Source organism: Cyclobacterium amurskyense, from assembly GCF_001050135.1.
Classification (GTDB): Bacteria; Bacteroidota; Bacteroidia; order Cytophagales; family Cyclobacteriaceae; genus Cyclobacterium; species Cyclobacterium amurskyense.
The window spans coordinates 2023547-2041610 of record NZ_CP012040.1 but is presented as its reverse complement, the minus strand read 5'-3'; the positions used below and the strand labels follow the sequence as shown (position 1 = coordinate 2041610).

15 protein-coding genes are annotated in these 18064 nt (G+C 39.1%); 13 read left to right on the top strand and 2 right to left on the bottom strand.

From position 1 onward, the window contains the following. Positions 1-237 precede the first annotated feature (237 nt). From CA2015_RS08365 to CA2015_RS08340, 6 genes are all read left to right on the top strand, one after another. Positions 238-2619, top strand: a complete 2382-nt coding sequence (locus CA2015_RS08365; protein ID WP_048644430.1) for a TonB-dependent receptor — start codon at positions 238-240, stop codon at positions 2617-2619. Next, positions 2619-3776: a PepSY-associated TM helix domain-containing protein gene (locus tag CA2015_RS08360; RefSeq protein WP_048641499.1), complete on the top strand. Its 1158-nt coding sequence runs from the start codon at positions 2619-2621 to the stop codon at positions 3774-3776. The genes CA2015_RS08365 and CA2015_RS08360 overlap by 1 nt, the downstream gene beginning before the upstream one ends. 574 nt (positions 3777-4350) lie before the next feature. Further along, positions 4351-6720 carry a TonB-dependent receptor gene (locus CA2015_RS08355; RefSeq protein WP_048641498.1) on the top strand — a complete coding sequence of 790 codons (2370 nt, stop codon included), beginning with the start codon at positions 4351-4353 and terminating at the stop codon, positions 6718-6720. 19 nt (positions 6721-6739) lie between these two features. Next, positions 6740-7978, top strand: coding sequence for a DUF4374 domain-containing protein (locus CA2015_RS08350; protein WP_048641497.1), 1239 nt, complete (start codon positions 6740-6742; stop codon positions 7976-7978). Between the two features lie 207 nt (positions 7979-8185). Continuing rightward, positions 8186-8515, top strand: coding sequence for a DUF6686 family protein (locus tag CA2015_RS08345; protein ID WP_157470389.1), 330 nt, complete (start codon positions 8186-8188; stop codon positions 8513-8515). 15 nt (positions 8516-8530) lie between these two features. After that, complete coding sequence (locus tag CA2015_RS08340; RefSeq protein WP_048641495.1) at positions 8531-9223, top strand: hypothetical protein; 693 nt, start codon at positions 8531-8533, stop codon at positions 9221-9223. 367 nt (positions 9224-9590) lie between these two features. On the opposite strand, the gene CA2015_RS24825 is transcribed toward CA2015_RS08340, so the two are convergent. Further along, positions 9591-9845 carry a hypothetical protein gene (locus tag CA2015_RS24825; RefSeq protein ID WP_157470387.1) on the bottom strand — a complete coding sequence of 85 codons (255 nt, stop codon included), beginning with the start codon at positions 9843-9845 and terminating at the stop codon, positions 9591-9593. 27 nt (positions 9846-9872) lie between these two features. Here CA2015_RS24825 and CA2015_RS08330 point away from each other — a divergent pair, with 27 nt between their 5' ends. From CA2015_RS08330 to purE, 6 genes are all read left to right on the top strand, one after another. After that, entirely contained in the window at positions 9873-10166 is a 294-nt protein-coding gene (locus tag CA2015_RS08330) for a hypothetical protein (protein WP_048641493.1), read from the top strand. Between the two features lie 10 nt (positions 10167-10176). Beyond that, entirely contained in the window at positions 10177-11784 is a 1608-nt protein-coding gene (locus CA2015_RS08325) for a PepSY-associated TM helix domain-containing protein (RefSeq protein ID WP_048641492.1), read from the top strand. A 292-nt stretch (positions 11785-12076) separates the two neighbouring features. Beyond that, positions 12077-13855 carry a MutS-related protein gene (locus tag CA2015_RS08320; RefSeq protein ID WP_048641491.1) on the top strand — a complete coding sequence of 593 codons (1779 nt, stop codon included), beginning with the start codon at positions 12077-12079 and terminating at the stop codon, positions 13853-13855. An 80-nt stretch (positions 13856-13935) separates the two neighbouring features. Further along, positions 13936-14088 (top strand): lmo0937 family membrane protein, encoded by a 153-nt coding sequence (locus CA2015_RS24820; protein WP_157470385.1) that lies wholly within the window; start codon positions 13936-13938, stop codon positions 14086-14088. A 215-nt stretch (positions 14089-14303) separates the two neighbouring features. Continuing rightward, positions 14304-15443, top strand: coding sequence for a 5-(carboxyamino)imidazole ribonucleotide synthase (locus CA2015_RS08315; protein WP_048641490.1), 1140 nt, complete (start codon positions 14304-14306; stop codon positions 15441-15443). Further along, positions 15440-15967 (top strand): 5-(carboxyamino)imidazole ribonucleotide mutase, encoded by a 528-nt coding sequence (gene purE / locus CA2015_RS08310; RefSeq protein WP_048641489.1) that lies wholly within the window; start codon positions 15440-15442, stop codon positions 15965-15967. The genes CA2015_RS08315 and purE overlap by 4 nt, the downstream gene beginning before the upstream one ends. A 170-nt stretch (positions 15968-16137) precedes the next feature. Here purE and CA2015_RS08305 read toward each other — a convergent pair whose 3' ends face one another. Then, a complete protein-coding gene (locus CA2015_RS08305) occupies positions 16138-16500 on the bottom strand; it encodes a DUF3127 domain-containing protein (protein ID WP_048641488.1) in 363 nt (120 codons plus the stop codon). Between the two features lie 367 nt (positions 16501-16867). Between CA2015_RS08305 and CA2015_RS08300 the strand changes: the two genes are divergently transcribed. Continuing rightward, entirely contained in the window at positions 16868-18001 is a 1134-nt protein-coding gene (locus CA2015_RS08300; RefSeq protein WP_240477948.1) for an MBL fold metallo-hydrolase, read from the top strand. Positions 18002-18064 lie beyond the last annotated feature (63 nt).

Sequence of the window (18064 nt, the reverse complement as noted above, 5' to 3'; positions counted from 1 at the left end):
TTAAACGCCCTAATGCGAAGACCCTAAATGGCTTACTTGTTTGCTCTTATTTATTTCCCCAGTAGTTCATTGTATTTTTTACCAAGATAAAACGTAAAGAATATTTTTCTGCCTAATAAAGTACCTATATTTACCGTTCATCCCATTTTTAAAAAACAATTGAGTTTTATTTAGATTAATTCCAAACTAATCTTGTTTGCAATTGCTTCAGTCAGTAATTTTGAAAAAAATTACTCTATGAAACATAGCATTCTACAAACTATAGCATTAATCTTCTTTGGGTTAACTTCAATCTTCGCCCAAAAAGCAAGTATTTACGGTGTAGTAACCACTTCAGATGGCCAGGCTTTAGAATATGTGAATGTTGGAATTCTTGGCTTGGCAAAAGGAGTAACTACTGCAAGGAACGGAGGTTTTGAAATAAAAAACATTGATCCGGGAGAATATACAGTTTTTGCCTCCTTTATTGGAGCCAAAAGGCAAGAAAAGAATATACAGCTTTCACCGGGCGATAGACTGCCTATCCTATTCAGCCTGGAAGAATCGGCTTCAGATCTGTCGGAGGTAATTGTTACAGATATCGGTATGAATCGATTTTATGCTGACAGTGTATTTACGGTTTCTAAATTACCCTTGACTGATCTACAAAACCCTCAGGTATATAATTCTATTCCTTCTCGTTTGCTTAAAGAACAAGTGGTATCCAATATGAATGAGGCTCTCAAAAATGCTACTGGAGTAGCACGGCTTTGGGAATCTACCGGAAGAGGTGGTGATGGAGCAGAATTTTATTCCATGCGTGGATTTTCGGTTCAACCTACTATGGTCAATGGAATGCCTAGCCTGAACAATGGAGGCTTGGACCCGGCCAATGTAGAAAGGATAGATGTTATAAAAGGGCCTTCCGGCACGCTATTTGGAAGTTCCGTGATCTCATATGGCGGTTTAATTAATATTACCACCAAGCGTCCCGGGAACACATTTGATGGTGAACTTGGCCTAATTACAGGAAGTTTTGGTTTGAATAGATTGACGGCTGATTTAAATACCCCATCAAATGAAGTTTCTTCTGTCAGGATTAATATGGCTTACCAAAACAGAAACACTTTTCAAGATGCTGGCGGTAGAGAATCATTTTTTATTGCACCATCCTTTAAGTTTAAAGCCAGCGAAAGACTTTCATTTTTGATCAATACAGAGTTTTTGAATAGCAATGCTGTAAATGCTCCGATGATTTTTTTTAACAGATCCAACCCTTTATCCTTTTCAGGAATAGATTTGTTTGAAAAAAATTATGAGCGTTCATTTACTGGCCATGAATTGGGAATGAAAAATTCCTCCTATGGATTACAAGCGCAAGCCCTTTATCAAATCACACAAAAATGGACTTCTCAAACTGTGGTTTCTCGAAGTTCCACTCGATCAGATGGTTATTACCACTATTTGTTTGATGCGAGTGATGGAGATAGTTTTACCAGATATATCTCCGATAGAAATGGACAAAGCCTAACAACAGATATTCAACAAAACTTCATTGGCAATTTTGACCTTGCTAATATTCATAATAAACTGGTTTTTGGTTTAGATTATTATCATTCTTCTTTAATCAATGGGAGTACTGGTTGGGTAGGTAATGGAACAGTTACGCTTTCCGACGGAAAAGATACAGGGATTTTGACCCAAGCGGGTGTGGATGATTTGTTAAAAAACTCTTTTGAAGGGAATACTACCGGCGATACTCGTGTTATGAGTGCTTACGTTTCTGATGTAGCGGAAGTCTTGCCTGAACTTTCTGTTATGGCTAGTCTAAGGGTTGATAATTTTAAAAGTGAGACAGGAAACTGGTCTGCAGATGGAGCCAAATCACAAACTGCACTCTCTCCCAAATTTGGATTTGTGTTCCAACCTATACAAGATAAAGTGTCGGTTTTTGGTAACTATATGAATGGTTTTGTGAATGTGGCACCTAGATCAGTTGCTGATGCTGATGGGAGTAACCAAAGGCTCAAAACATTTTCTCCAGAAAATGCCAATCAGGTTGAGTTGGGTGTGAAGGCAAATCTGTATGAAAACAAGGTAGCTGCCACCGCCAGCGTTTATAATATCAATGTTAGGAACAGGGTGATGACTGACCCAACGAATGTTAACAATAGCATACAAGGTGGGGAGGTTAAAAGTCAGGGCATCGAAATCAGTATAATAGCTAATCCCATAGAAGGCCTTAACCTTGTGGCTGGATACAGTAAAAACAAATCAGAGGTAACTAAAGATTACGAGGAAAATGGCTATTTAGGTCTTAGGCCTGAGGAAGCAGGACCTGAACAACTTATTAACTTTTGGGCCAGTTATTCCTTTTTAACCGGTGAGCTCAAAGGTTTTGGATTTGGACTTGGAGGCAATGCAGCCAGTGAGTACCTGACTATCAATAGGGCGAATATTGGCAGTTTTGCATTGCCGGCTTATCAGGTATTCAATGCCTCGATAAATTATACTGGCTCCCAGTACTTTTTGGCATTAAAGGTAAACAACTTCACTGATCAAAAATATTACTCAGGATGGTCTACTGTGACAGCCCAAAATCCAAGAAATGTTTCCCTAAGTTTAAACTATAGGTTTTAATGAAGCTTAAAAAAATACTGGGAAAACTTCATCTCTGGCTAGGACTTTCCTCTGGGCTTGTGGTGTTTATTGTGGCAGTGACAGGTTGTATATATGCTTTTCAATTAGATATACAGGATATTTTGCAGCCTTATAGATTTGTTACAGCAGAGAATTCCCCAATCTTACCACCTAGCTCTATTTGGGAAAAAGCTGATGCCGCTTTGGCAGATAAACATTTGCACGCGGTCTTATACCCTAGCCCAGATAGGGCTGCTCAGGCAATCTACTATAGTTTCGAAGAGCATTATTATTATTTCGTATACGTCAATCCTTATACGGGAGAAGTTTTAAAAGTAAAAGATGTTTACGCTGACTTTTTTAGAATAGTGCTGGATGGCCACTTTTACTTGTGGCTGCCCCCTGCCATTGGACAACCTGTTGTGGCTTCCTTTACACTTGTATTTTTGTTTATGGTTATTTCAGGCTTGATACTCTGGTGGCCAAGGAAAAAGAAAAACCTCAAAAGCAGCATTACAATCAAATGGAATGCACGTTGGAGGAGGAAGAATTACGATCTGCATCAGGTTATGGGCTTTTATGTAATGGGTTTTGCAAGTATTTTTGCTATTACTGGTTTGGTATGGGGCTTTGTTTGGTTTCGGGATGCGGTATTTTTTGTAAGCTCTGGAGGGGAAGATTATGTGGAATATTATACACCACTTTCAGATTCCATAGCCGTTTACCAAGACTCGATTCCTGCATTGGACGCTGTATGGATGAAAATGAGAAGCATGTACCCAAATGCAGAATGGATAGAAGTACATCCTCCTGAGTTTGAAAACGCGGCCATTGCTGCTAATGCTAATCCTGATGCTTCGACCTATTGGAAAATGGATTACCGGTATTTTGACCAAAACACTTTGGAAGAACTTCCTGTAGAGCATATTTACAATCGGTTTGAAGAAGCCTCCATTGGTGATAAGGTTATGCGAATCAATTATGACCTACATGTAGGTGCCATTGCTGGTTTGCCAGGCAAAATTTTTGCTTTTTTATTAAGCGCAATAATTGGATCTTTACCGATCACCGGCACCTTAATATGGTGGGGAAGAAAAAAGAAAGCAAAAAGAGAAAATAGTGGCCACACTTCCTTGCCCGAACAAGAAGAGAAATAAGCAAATTCCTTATCAATGCGTAATTATATGCGGGTATTAATTCATGGTTTTTCTGAATATCTCAATTCTATATGCTTCTAATTCGCTAGGCAATGCCTCAGGGAAGCTAGTTTTTTTATTTTGTGACTGGATTAAACCCAGATTATGTAATAGGATTTCTCAATCCTGACAATAGTCAGGGGTGAAGCCTGTCCCGTGTTTACGGGAAGTGTTGCAATCGCAAGAAAATCAGGCTGTTTGGAGATTTTAGCATAGCACCGCTATGGTGAAATTGAAAACAGCAACGAAGTGGCTGATTTTGAAGCGATTTCAGCACGTAATAGAATGTCTATTGTCTATTTCGGGTTAATATTAACGGTTTCTTAAATGGATATCATTCAATAAATAACTTGTGTGTAGGCAAGGAAAAAAAATAAAAATTAATTACTAAATCGTTTGGCTACTTAATTGCCAAGCCTTAGATTTGTTTTAATTTAAAATTAATCTAAATAATAATAGTAATAGAAAAGAAGCCTTACAGCGGCAACTGTAAGGCTTCAGGTAATCTACTTCCTAATTCTCCAATTAAAAAGCAATGCAATATAACAAAATATTGTTACTAGTATTTTTATGCCTTTTGCAATCTCCCTCTGTTTTTTCACAACAGAACAGGACTGTTTCAGGTATTGTAACCGACCAACAGGGACAAGCGATTCCTGGTGTTTTGATAAGCGTCCAACCCTTAAATAAGGGCTTTATTACTGATCAGGAAGGTAAGTTTAAATTGAACTTAGCTTTAGATAAGGAATTTACACTCGTTTTTTCATTTTTAGGGTATGAACCTTATGAGGAAATTATCTCTGCGAGCAGTAACAACAAAAACCTTAATATACAATTAACTGAAGAGGCTACTGACCTTGAGGAATTTACAATACTTGGCAAATCAGAGCTAAGTGAAATCAGAGAACGAGCCTTCAATATTGAAGTTGTAGACGCAAGGAAGCTTCACCATACCAATTTGGACCTTGGACATGCTTTAGACAGGGTTTCTGGAGTTAGGGTAAGGGAAAGTGGAGGAGTTGGCTCAAGGATGAATTTCTCTCTTAATGGATTTTCAGGCAAGCAGGTTAAATTTTTTATTGATGGGATTCCAATGGATGATTTTGGTTCCTCTTTCCAACTCAACAATATCCCCATCAATCTTGCAGAGCGCATCGAAGTTTACAAAGGTGTTGTTCCTATTGGTTTGGGAGCTGATGCCCTTGGAGGTGCAGTGAATATTGTTACAAAAAACGTTCGTAAAAATTATGTAGATGCATCTTATTCTTATGGTTCCTTCAATACCCATAGGTCGGTCATCAATACAGCTTTTGTTGCAGAATCCGGCTTTACATTTCAATTGAATGCTTTTCAGAACTATTCTGACAACAACTATTGGGTTAATGTAGATGTAGCTGATATAGAGACAGGTAAATATTACCCAAATCAACGGGTCCGTAGATTTCACGATACTTATCACAATGAGACGGTAATTACACAACTTGGTGTTCAAGGGAAATCTTATGCAGACAAACTATTAATTGGTCTAACTGCTGGGAAAAATTACTCAGAAGTACAGACTGGAGCTCGATTGGTGTCAGTCTTTGGGCAGTGGCACCGCAGGGGAACAATCCTGATGCCGACCTTTAAATATCAAAAGAGAGACCTTTTTACGAAAGGACTGGATGTCAATGTCAATGCCAATTACAATTTTGGTTCTGAACAAAACATCGATACGGTCAATCGTCGCTACAATTGGTTTCAGCAGTACAAAGAATATGAGGTGCCAGGAGGAGAACGCTCGTACACACGCTACAAGTTTAATAACAATAACGCTGTCCTCACTGCAAATGCCCATTACAACTTTGGGATTCATACGTTTGCCATCAGCAATGTATTCAATAGCTTTAATCGAATTGGGAGCGATGCACTTAATCCATATAATGATAAATACGAGCAACCTCGTAAAAGTCAAAAGAATATAACAGGCTTAAGCTATCAGTTGAATTGGGAAGAGAAAGCCAGCGTTTCAGCTTTTACTAAAATCTACAAGCAGACCAACTATTTTACCTTGTCTTATAATCCCACAGGGAATTATGGAGATGTGGCCTATCGCAATGAAAGGGAAAATTTCACCTACCCGGGATATGGGATTACTGGTTCCTATTTTATCACAGGAAATATTCAGGCCAAAGCCTCTTTAGAGAAAAGCTACCGGCTACCGGAACCAGAAGAACTCTTTGGTGACATGGTGAACCTGCAGGGGAATTTGGACCTAAAGCCAGAAACCAGTTACAACTATAACTTGGGTCTGAGTATCTGGAAACAACTCAACAGAGATCATCGGGTTGACATTTCTGCCAATGGTTTCTACCGTGACGCAAAAGATTTCATCCGTGCCAGACTAAATAACAACCAAGCGATGCAAGTGATGGACAATCTCTACAGCGTGACCAATATCGGTGTGGAAGGAGAAATCCGGTGGTCCTATAAAAACCTGCTTTCCGCTGGTGCCAATATTACCTATCAAAACCTTCGAAACAATACGGAATTTGAAGAAGGTCAAACGACTTCAAGTATAGTCTATCGTGATCGGGTACCTAATATGCCATACCTCTTTGGGAATGCTGATGCAAGTCTGATGCTTCAGGATGCTTTTGGCAAAGGGAACGACCTTAACATCGGATACAACCTGCTTTATGTGCATGCATTTTACCTCTACTGGCCAAGCTTGGGAGCTGAGAAATTTGATGTACCTCAGCAGCTTTCTCATGATGTCAATCTCACTTTTACCACTGGAGAAAAAGGCAGACTTCAGCTGATTGCTGAGTGCAAAAATTTACTGGACAATAAACTCTATGATAATTTCAGCTTGCAGAAACCAGGGCGGAGCTTCTCAGGCAAAATAAGATATTTTATTTATTAATTCTTACACACTAATTCTTATGAAAACCAATTTTAACTACCTATTAGCTTTTGCGGCAGCTTTGACTGTCGGATTCTCTAGCTGTAATCCTACAGATGATCCCGAACCAGACCTTGGCCAACCGGCCGCTGAAAGCCGCTATATCATTGCATCCACTCCTATTTCTTCTGATGGAGTAGCAGATTATCTCTTGACTGCTGAAAGCCTGAGCGAAGGAACGGTGAGCACACTAGGAAATGGTGTGGAACAAGACGGGACATACCGGTATTATGTGACGCACAAAAATAAATTCTTCAGCATGCTTTACGGGCAGGGAAATCCGGGTGCCGTGACTACTTATGAATTGAATGCCGAAGGTGAGTTGGAGAAATTGTCTGATTTCCAGTCAGAAACAGTGCAGGCTTTTGGTGCGATGGATGATGATATCGTAATGGTGAAAATAAGCCGTAGTGAGACCAATCCTTTTGCCTCATGGTATAGAATGGATGCTGATCAATTGCAGATTGTCGATGAAGGCACTTGGAATCAAGAAGAAATAGCTGACAATGGGGAAAGAGCATTTTTCTCTTGGGTCACTCAGGTAGGTGACAAACTTTTCGCTCCTTACTTTAGTATCAAAGCATGCTGCAATGACACTTTCGGAACGAACTATCCTGATAGTGCCTGGATTGCAGTGTTTGATTACCCGAGCATGGAATTAAATACAGTGATCAAAGATGACCGAACCAGTTTTCTTGGCAGGTACTTTCTTTCAGGCCTGGAAGTGGATGAGCAGGGTGATGCCTATGGTTTTTCAGGTTCCGTAGCTTCCTCTAATGGGCAAATGACTTCTACGCTTCCTTCGGCTATCACACGAATAAATAAGGGAACATTAGCATTTGACGAATCCTACTATTTCAATGTGCAGGAACTGGCTGATGATTATTACATCACAGCAAACACCTATGCGGGTAACGGTAAATTTATTGTAACCATGAATAAAGAGAAAGGTGCTTATACTGTTGGCAATCGCTTCGGTGTAGCGGATGTATATAACAAGACTTTTACGTGGGTGACGGGCACTCCCGCAGAAGCTTCGATCGTAAATGTGACGATCAATAATTATTCTGCAAAGGACGGCCTGGCTTATATAGGTATCACCACAGAAGAAGGAAGCTGGGTGTATGAATTCAATGCCAATAGTGCTACGGCCAAAGAAGGTTTGAAAGTGGAAGGAGGAAGAATTACTGCAATCAGCCACCTGGACCCAGCAGATTAATCCATTCTTAAGAAAAATTTTAAGTCCTGGGTGAATTGTCTATTTGTTTCGGCCAGCGAATGTGACAACTAAACCCAGGCCCTAATTGAGTTTAAAAATTCAACCTAGCTAATTCAGGAAACATCTACTTGAGGATCAAAGTGATCACTTAGGTAAATCAGTACATAGTCAGAAATCAGAGTCTTGTAAAACCCTAAATATCCGAAGATGTCAGCATGTAAAACCGAAATTATCTATCAAAACAAGGATTTCATTTTCACAAAATGTATGGACTGTTCCAGAATGGGGCTAATGTATCATCAGGTAATGATAGGTTTTGACGAGATTAACTTTTCGGCTTTCATTAGGTATTTAAAGCAATTAGATTTTGAAACCTATAAATACCCTTGCATTGATGGGATCGACAGGGTGATCATTGAAACCTATCACCAAGACATTCAATTTTCATTCTCTGAAGAAGAGTTTTACACCTTAAAAGCTGGAGTCATCGAAGCCAACGAACAGCTACAATTAATAGAAATGATTCGAAAATTATAAGAAAATTATTGGAAAATGAAAAATTCAACATTCAATACTGTTTGCCTGACCCTGCTGCTTAGCCTATTTGCTATTGCTGCGCAGGCGCATGCATTGTGGATACACACTTCTTCCACTACTGAGCTTGGAAATACACATGAGTTCAAAGTTTATTATGCGGATTACCATGAAGATGCCATTGAGTCCGTCGCAGACTGGTATTCAGATGTGGAGGATTTTGAACTTTGGCTAATCAGCCCATCAGGGATAAAGACCAAACTGGAGCCATTGGCAAAAGAAGCTCATTTTGAAGGTAGCTTTAAGGTGGAGGAGAAAGGCGAATACCAATTGCAAATAAGTCACACTGCTAAGGTTTTAAAAGGGACTACCGCTTACCAGTTCAATGCTTTTGCTCAGGTATGGGCTGGAAAAGGTAAAGCCGTTCCAAAACAAGCAAGGGACCTCTCATTAACAAGAAAACCGAATTCATCTACCTTCCAGGTAAACTACAAAAACAATGTGCTGCCTGATGCTTCCATCAATGTTTTGGGACCAGACAAAGAAAATCAGGAGTTTCTTACAGGCAAAAAAGGAAAGGCCAAGTTGGACATGGACAGTAAGGGAAAATATTTTGTAGAAGTAACTTATACAGACAAATTTAAAGCTGATGATCCTTCTGGTTTAAAAGCAATTTGGAGATGTGCCACTCAAGTGATTGAGGTGGATTGACTTTCATACTACGACAGTGGGTATTTTTTAAGCTGACTTTTAAGCTAAGATCCTATAATTTTTTATATGAATTTTTTGCATCAGAGCGACCATTATTGCTTCGTGGTCGCCCTGATGTTTTAACCCGGATTAAGTAATAGAAGGTCTATTGCATAATGTGAGTTTAATTAATGGATTTGGTAAAGGAACAATATAGGCCGAAAATAGGCAGTACTATTTTGCTATAGGTTGATGGTGTTTCTTGTTAAGGTTTAAGAATGGCAATTATAGGCGGATTGTATAAAAAAAGGTAAAATAAAGAATTAGAGAAAGTTATAAGGATGATTACATTAAGTACACTATTTACCCTGGCAGGGTTAGAATGTTTTTACCAAACTTCTGGCAAGGCCGTGATCTTACGGCCGGCAGCTTTGGAGGCATGGTTTATATCCAATGTAAAATTAGCCAAAACGTTGGGCCCCATCTTTCTGGTCATCGGACTTATATGCTCAATTCTCGCCTTGGGAATAGGATCAGGTAGTTTCGCCTTCCTTTGTATCCTAATGACGATTGGTAGTCTGGTGGTTTTAATTTCTCCACTTGTACAGATTAAAGCTGTCTGGTTACTTATTGGTTTTGGCATATTATTTATCCTTGAATTATTTTAGTTATGCCAGCCAATAAAAAACACCTATCGCCGGACTTCCTACACCGCTTTTCAAGGATTTCTGCGGGCTTAATTGGAGGTTATTTAGTTACCTCTTCTTTCTTTCTCGCGCTTTCCTTTTTTTTGGACAAGGCATCTGTCCTTTATACCCTTGTATTTGGTGGGTTCTTACTTTGGGTTACACTACTTATTCTGGCATTTATTGCAGAAAAAGGATGGAAAGTATGGACTGTTTATTTGCTGCTAAGCCTCTGTTTTTCAGCGATCGTTTATTTCTTTCAATCCCCAACCAATTAATTCCACACTGATGAGCAACAGGATTTACAATATTCTTTTTCATACCCATACCATATCAGGCATTTTCATCAGCCTGGCTCTTTACGTCATTTTCTTCGCCGGTTCCTTTTCCTTCTTCCGAGATGAGATCAACAGTTGGGAGAGAAATGAACCGCTGGCTCAAGGTTGGAAGATGAGCGACATGGATTTTGATCGGGTGATTGATTCTCTTAAAACCAATGATACTTTGGTAAACAGGGACATTAGCTTTAATCAATACTATGATGAACAGCGTTTGTCTTTGAGTATATCCCCAGCAAAAAACCTGGAAGAAAAAGGTCCTAAACGACGAAGGAGAGGCACTTTCATGTACTTGAACACGCAGGATATGAAAACGTATGATTATAGGAGCTCCTACTCTTTGGGGGAATTTCTTTATCGTTTACACTTTTTTGCGCAGCTTAATTTTTATGGTAGATCAGGTTATTTGCTGGCAGGTATAGTGGCCTTCTTTTTTTTATTTGCCGTTATTACGGGTGTCCTGGTTCATTGGAAGAAAATTATAAGTAATTTTTTTATGTTTCGGCCTAAAGCCAGTATCAAGAACCTCTGGACTGATGCCCATACTGCGCTAGGCATTCTTGGCTTGCCTTACCAATTCATATTCGCATTGACAGGGGTTTATCTGATTGTGGGAACCACGTTGATGTCACCTGCATTTGTTAAGTTTCTTTATGAAGACAATATAGAAAAGGCATATGATGATTTTGGATTTAACCCTCCAAGCTATGCCCTTTCTGGAGAAAACCTTCAAAGTGCGTTTTCCATTAACCCATTCCTGAAACAGACCAAGGAAAAATGGCCAGATTTTGACATCCGCTCCGCTCATATTTTCAATTATGGAGACCAAAACATGCATGTTAAGTTTGAAGGTAAATCAGACTTTGACCGCAAATTCGCCAGTTCAGGGAGTATTACTTATAAGGTTTCCACAGGAGAGATTGTTAGCGAAGAAAATCCTTTTAAAGATGTTTCTTATATAGATGGATCGAGGGCAGTATTGCAACGCCTACATTTTGGAGATTTTGGGGGCATTGCCGTCAAATTGATTTATTTTATTATGGGAATTGTCACTTGCTTTGTGATTATTTCTGGGGTGATGATATGGTTGGTGGCTAGGGATAAAAAACATGTATCCCCTGCCAAGCGAAAGTTTAATGCCTGGTTGGTGTGGTTTTATCTGGCAGGATGTCTAAGCATGTATCCTGTCACTGCATTTACTTTCCTTATGGTAAAACTAGGACTTCAAGATCCCTCAGCAGATCGAGTAGGTTTTATTTTCCAAACCTATTTCTGGTCCTGGCTCCTACTGACCTTGATTTTTACCTTTATGAGAAACAATACCTTGACAAATAAATATACCCTTATTTTGGGTAGTGTTTTAGGCTTATTGGTTCCATTGGCCAATGGAATGGTAACAGGAAATTGGCTTTGGGTAAGTTGGGCAAGTGGCTATTCTGATATATTTCTAATAGATGCTTTTTGGCTTATCACATCCATCAGCGCCTTGTTAATTGGCTTGAAAATAAAGACCGAAAACCAGAGACCTATTATTGCAGATAGAAAGGTGTCTGCTTAATCCCTCCTATTAATAGACCATAGAATTTTTATGTCACCCAACGGGCTTGTCGCCTACACCCTCATATTAGGGTGTAGGCGACGAGTCATTTTATGCAAAGCCCCTAATATGAAGAAATGGTATTGGGCTTTGGTTTTACATCCGGGCTAATTGGAATCGCTCCAATAGTTTTAACTTTTTATACTACATTTATATTTTAATAGGCCTAGACTGAGAAATTGTTGATTTGGTGATTAATAAAACCATTGTTTATTTCCAGATATCCGATTTTTGACAAAATATCTATTATTTCATGAATACTGAATTTGACCTTTCCGATCCGGATAAGAAATTAGAAACAATCCGGGACAAAGTGCTTATGTTGTCCTTTGGGCGGCTTGGCCTTTTCCTGTTAATGCTTGTGCTTCTTGTGGTTGGCATCTCCGAAATACACTGGCTACTCATCCTGTTTTTTCCGGTAACCTTTGTTTTTGTATCCCTTATCCTAAAATTCAATAAGGAAAAGGACAGAGAGCGTTTTTATCAGGCTGTAAAGGAGATGAACGGGAACAGGGAAAAGCGTAAAAAGAGAGAGTTGAAGGAATTTGACACTGGATCGGAATTTATGGAATCCTCGCACCCTTTCGCCAGTGACTTGGATTTATTTGGTGAGCATTCATTGTTTCAAATGATGAATCATACCGTAAGCCGGGGAGGAAAAGCTAGACTGGCTAGCTGGATGAAAACGCCTCTAGACCCAAAGAATGCTTCAGAGAAACAACAGGCATTGTTTGAGCTGAGCGGTAAAAAGGACTTTCTTTTTGTTTTTGAAGCCTTTGGAAAGGCTTTTATGAAAAAGGACAAGGCTCCTGACGGAAAAGCAAGGTTTTATGCCTGGCTGAAGAACAGTCAGCCATGGCATTCCATGTATTTTCTACCTATGATTTTGGGGCCAATTGTTGGCTTAGTCGTTTTATTTGGTGCTCTGTACAGTGTCTTTTCTACCTTATACTTGAGTATTTTCATTCTGGTCGGAATGGGGCTTTTGGGATTCATATTTAAGCCTTTGATGGAGGCGATGAAGGCCTTGCCTAATGACAATGACCTAAAAACATTACAAGCCTGGGCGAAGCTCCTTGAAAGAGAGCAATTTGAAAACCCTTTGCTTATCAAACATCAAACTCCTGTTAAACAAAAGGATTTTTTAGCCTCAAAGGCCCTTAAGGAATTGGAAAGTCTCACTTTCTTGGTAGAGAACAGAACCAATATGTTGTACCTGATTTTCAACCTACTTTTTTGGGTTGATTTTTATGTCTTGTATCGACTGAAAAAATGGAATCAGCTTGCAGGCCAAAAGATGAAGCAGTGGGAAGAAACCTTTGAAACCTGGGAGGCCTTGGTTTCTATGGCTGCTTTTATGGAAGAAGAGAACTTGACTACTCAGGTAAAGTGGGAAGAAAAATTTACTTTCATAGGTAAAGAGATCAGGCACCCACTTATTGACCCGGGGACCTGTGTTGCCAATGATTTTGATTTGAAAGAAAATGAAAAGGTAGTACTGCTTACAGGTTCTAACATGTCGGGCAAAACAACCTTTATGCGCACACTCGGTATTAATTTAGTTTTGACTGGGATGGGGATTCCTCCTTTCGCTAGGTCGTTTAGTACCGGTCCCTTCTTATTGTATACGAGTATGAGGAATACGGATAGCCTTGGGGAGAGTGTAAGTTCCTTTTATGCTGAGTTGGCAAGAATTAAAGGCGTATTAGAAAAAGCATCTGCAGGAGAACCGGTATTTTATCTGCTTGATGAAATTTTGAAAGGAACCAATACTGCAGACAGAGTGCTTGGGAGTGAGGCATTAATAAGACAGTTGGCACATAGCAATGCGAAGGGCATTATTTCTACACACGATATTGAACTAAGCACCTTGGAAGAGCAGTTGCCCTTTTTGGTTAACTATAGCTTTCATCATGATATTCAGAAGGATGAAATTGTTTTTGACTATACCATAAAGAAAGGACCTTGCCCTAATTTCAATGCACAAAAGTTAATGGAATTGATGGGTATAAAAATTGAGAACGCAGGTTAAGTTAAGGATGGATATTTATTTTGGCATAAATATTGGATATATAATCTTAAAATATATAAACAAAACTAACCAAAACAACCATGAGTTCATTATTGTATATTATCGCGATTATTCTTGTAATAGGATGGATATTAGGAGCCTTTGTATATAGTGTAGGTGGTCTAATTCACATTTTACTAGTATTGGCTGTTATAGCCGTATTGTTTCGCCTTATTAGCGGTAGATCTGTCTAGCAATGGCAATGAATTAAAAAGCATAAATCAGGGCTGTCCATTTGGGTAGCCCTTTTTATTTTAGGTCATAAAGGAATTTTGCCATTGAAGGACCCAATTAAAGGGAATTTCCTTCCTTCTTATTAGATAAATTTTATTTGCTACACTTGATCACTGCAACATAATCCCGGATATTCCTTAATTTTGAAGTATAAAAAATGTAAAATTACAACATCGTGCAGAAAAACTATCAGCAACAAACTCTTGGTATATTGGGTGGAGGACAATTGGGAAGAATGCTTATCCAATCTGCCATTGATTACAACCTTGAGGTTCATATTTTAGATCCAGATCCCAATGCGCCTTGCAAATACCTTAGCAATAATTTTGTAAATGGAGACCTTAAAGATTTCGAAGCTGTATATAATTTTGGGAAAAATTGTGATGTTATTTCCATTGAAATAGAACATGTTAACACTGAGGCCCTTTTACGTCTTGAGGAGGAAGGAAAAAAAGTCTTTCCTCAACCGCATATTATTGCACTTATTCAGGATAAAAGAAGTCAAAAGCAATTTTACTTGGATCAAGGCATCCCTACCTCCCCATTTATTCTAACAGAAAACAAGGAGGAAGTAAAACGCAATGCTGAATTTTTACCAGCAGTAAATAAGCTTGGAAAAGAAGGGTATGACGGTAGAGGAGTACAAATGATGAGGAATGCCGATGATTTGGAAAAGGCATTCGATGCGCCAGGCCTATTAGAGAAATTAATAGATTTTGACAAAGAGCTGGCAGTGATAGTATCTAGAAATGAAGCAGGAGAAGTAAAAAGTTTCCCTTCAGTAGAATGTGCTTTTCATCCAGAACACAATTTGGTAGAATTCTTATTTTCACCAGCCAATATTAGTCCTGAAGTGGATGCGAAAGCCAGAGAATTGGCTGAAGAGGTAATTCAAAAGCTTGATATGGTCGGTTTGTTGGCAGTGGAAATGTTTTTGACAAAGGATGGTGAGTTATTGGTGAATGAAATAGCTCCTCGACCCCATAATAGTGGCCACCATACCATAGAAGCCAACTACACTTCTCAGTTTGAACAGCACTTAAGATCCATAATGGGGATGCCCCTGGGAGATACTGCATTGCTATGTCCTGCTGCCATGGTCAACCTATTAGGTGAAGATGGGTTTACAGGAGAGGCTATTGTGGAGGGGATGGATGAAGCCCTAAAAGAAAAGGGGGTATATCTTCATCTTTATGGTAAAAAGATAACCAAGCCCTTCAGGAAAATGGGCCATGTGACAATTCTTGCGGATGAGCCAAGCCAACTAAAGGAAAAAGCAGAAAGAATAAAAGAACTTATAAAAATAAAAGCATGAGCGAGATAAGAGTAGGAATCATCATGGGTAGTCAATCAGATCTCCCCATAATGTCTGAAGCAGCTAAGTTTCTGGAAGAGATGAATGTGGGGTATGAACTGACCATAGTTTCGGCACACAGGACTCCGGTTCGCATGATCAATTATGCTCAAGAAGCCAAAAAGAGAGGCATTAAGGTAATTATTGCTGGTGCTGGTGGAGCGGCACATTTACCAGGAATGGTGGCTTCCTTAACCAGTTTGCCGGTAATTGGTGTACCGGTTAAGTCTTCGAACTCCATAGATGGTTGGGACAGCATACTTTCCATATTACAAATGCCTTCAGGAATACCCGTAGCCACGGTGGCGCTAAATGGAGGTAAGAATGCAGGAATTTTAGCAACCTCTATCGTTGCAGCTTTTGATGATGAAATTTCTGAAAATTTGGTAAACTTTAAGCAATCGCTTTCTGATAAAGTAGAGGAATCTGCCAAGAATGTTGAAGAGCTGGGTTGGAAAAAGGTGTTAAATAGTAAGTTAGAATAAAAATTAAAAAAAGGCGGACGCTTAAATTGGCACCCGCCTTTTTTGTTTTCCAACCGGTAACCTCTGATTTGTAATGTGCCATATAAATGGTAGAGGAAAATGGCTATTAGCAAGTTGCGATTTGAAACCTTCTGTGCTCTAGTTAGGAAACATCCCTTTAAACCCAGCTTTTAAAAAGGCAAAACATCACCGTCACTATCGTCATTAAAGGTGGTTACATCTGGCATATCATTTTTTTGTGCAGCAGCTGTAGGAGTGGCATTAGCAGTTCCTGAATTATTTACCCTCCAAATTTTAACATCTGTATACCAGCGGCCGTTAAATTCCCTACTTTCAACCTCTATACTTGCAGTAATTTCTTGCCCTTGTTGAATGTTAAACTGGTCTATTTTGTCTCCCCAAACCGTAAGACATACCTTTTTTGGATATTGACCAGGTGTTTCCAGAATATAGTCTCTTTTTTTCCAGGTTCCGTTTCTGCCGTTTCCAGATTGTTCTTCAAGTGCTTGTATGATTTTTCCTGATATTTCCATTTTCTAAACTATTTTGATGAAAAAACGAAGGTAATTAAATCCTGTTGGATTTTAAAACAGGGAAGAAATGCCTTTGAAAAATACTATTTGTAAATTCAGCTCTATAATTCCATTTTAGAAGGATCTGAATTAACAGGGGCTTTTTTAATATAAAAAATTAAATCAACCAGAAATGCTATTTACCCGTTAACTTTAGAATAAACTCTAACAAGAGTAAAGAATGAAATTTTTTCTACACTGCCCTCAGAATAAATTGAACTTTATTGAAAGAATTATTTTTAAAGAACTACTTTGAAAAGCGTGTATTTTTAGGACCGATTAGAAATCACTGTCTTCAACTTGCGATAGTCTATTACAATTTAAATAAATGAAAAGAATTAAGAAGATTATATACACTATGATAGCATTATTCATTGGAACCATTGCCCTAATTGTCATCGGAGGGTTTTTGTTCCTTCATTTTAGCCCTGAATTTGGAGGAAAAGCCAGTGAAGAGCAAAGATTGGCTTATTCCAAATCTGATCACTTCAAAAAAGGAAAGTTTGTCAATTATGGAGATATCAATATGGACTTAAGCGGAAGGGACATGCTCAAAGCCATTGGTGGAATGTTAAAAACCATACCTCATTCTGTTCCCGATCAAAATATTGAAACCCTTAAAATTGATTCTTTAGATATAATAGAGTACGGGCCAAAAACCAGACTGGTTTGGTTTGGTCATTCAACTTTTCTCCTGCAGATAAGCAATAAAATCATTCTCGTTGATCCCATGCTGGGAACAGTTCCTGCACCCCACCCGATGTTGGGAACCAAGCGTTTTAGTGATGAGCTTCCCATAGCTATAGAAAAAATACCTTTTATTGATGCTGTTTTTTTTACCCATGATCATTATGATCATTTGGACTACGGTTCCGTCCAAAAGTTAAAAAACAAAGTGAAGACTTTCTATACCCCATTGGGTGTAGGGGCACATTTAGAAGCCTGGGGAGTGGCAAAAGAAAACATAGTAGAATTAGATTGGTGGGAAGAAGTAAGTTTTGAGGAACTGACTTTTCGTTGTACCCCAGCCCAACATTTTTCTGGTCGGGGTATTTCCGATAGGGCCCAAACGCTATGGTCTTCGTGGATCATCCAATCACCTACCGAAAACCTTTTCTTTAGTGGGGACAGTGGATATGCACCCCATTTCAAAGAAATTGGCGAGAGGTATGGGCCTTTCGATCTGGCTTTACTGGAATGTGGGCAATACAATGAATTATGGCCAACAGTGCATATGTTTCCCGAACAAACGGCAATGGCGGGAGTAGATGTTAATGCTAAAATGATAATGCCGATTCACTGGGGAGCTTTTAAGTTGTCTCACCATACCTGGACAGATCCTGTGGAGCGAGTTTCTCGAAAAGCCAGGGAACTGGGAATCGGTATAATTACACCTAGAATTGGGGAACAGATAGAGTTGGATAGTATGGTTATCAGTGAACCCAATTGGTGGCAACAATAAAAAGCATTTTCATAGTTTTAAGACCCTGGTTTCTGATAGTTCTAAAGTTTGTATAGACTAGTT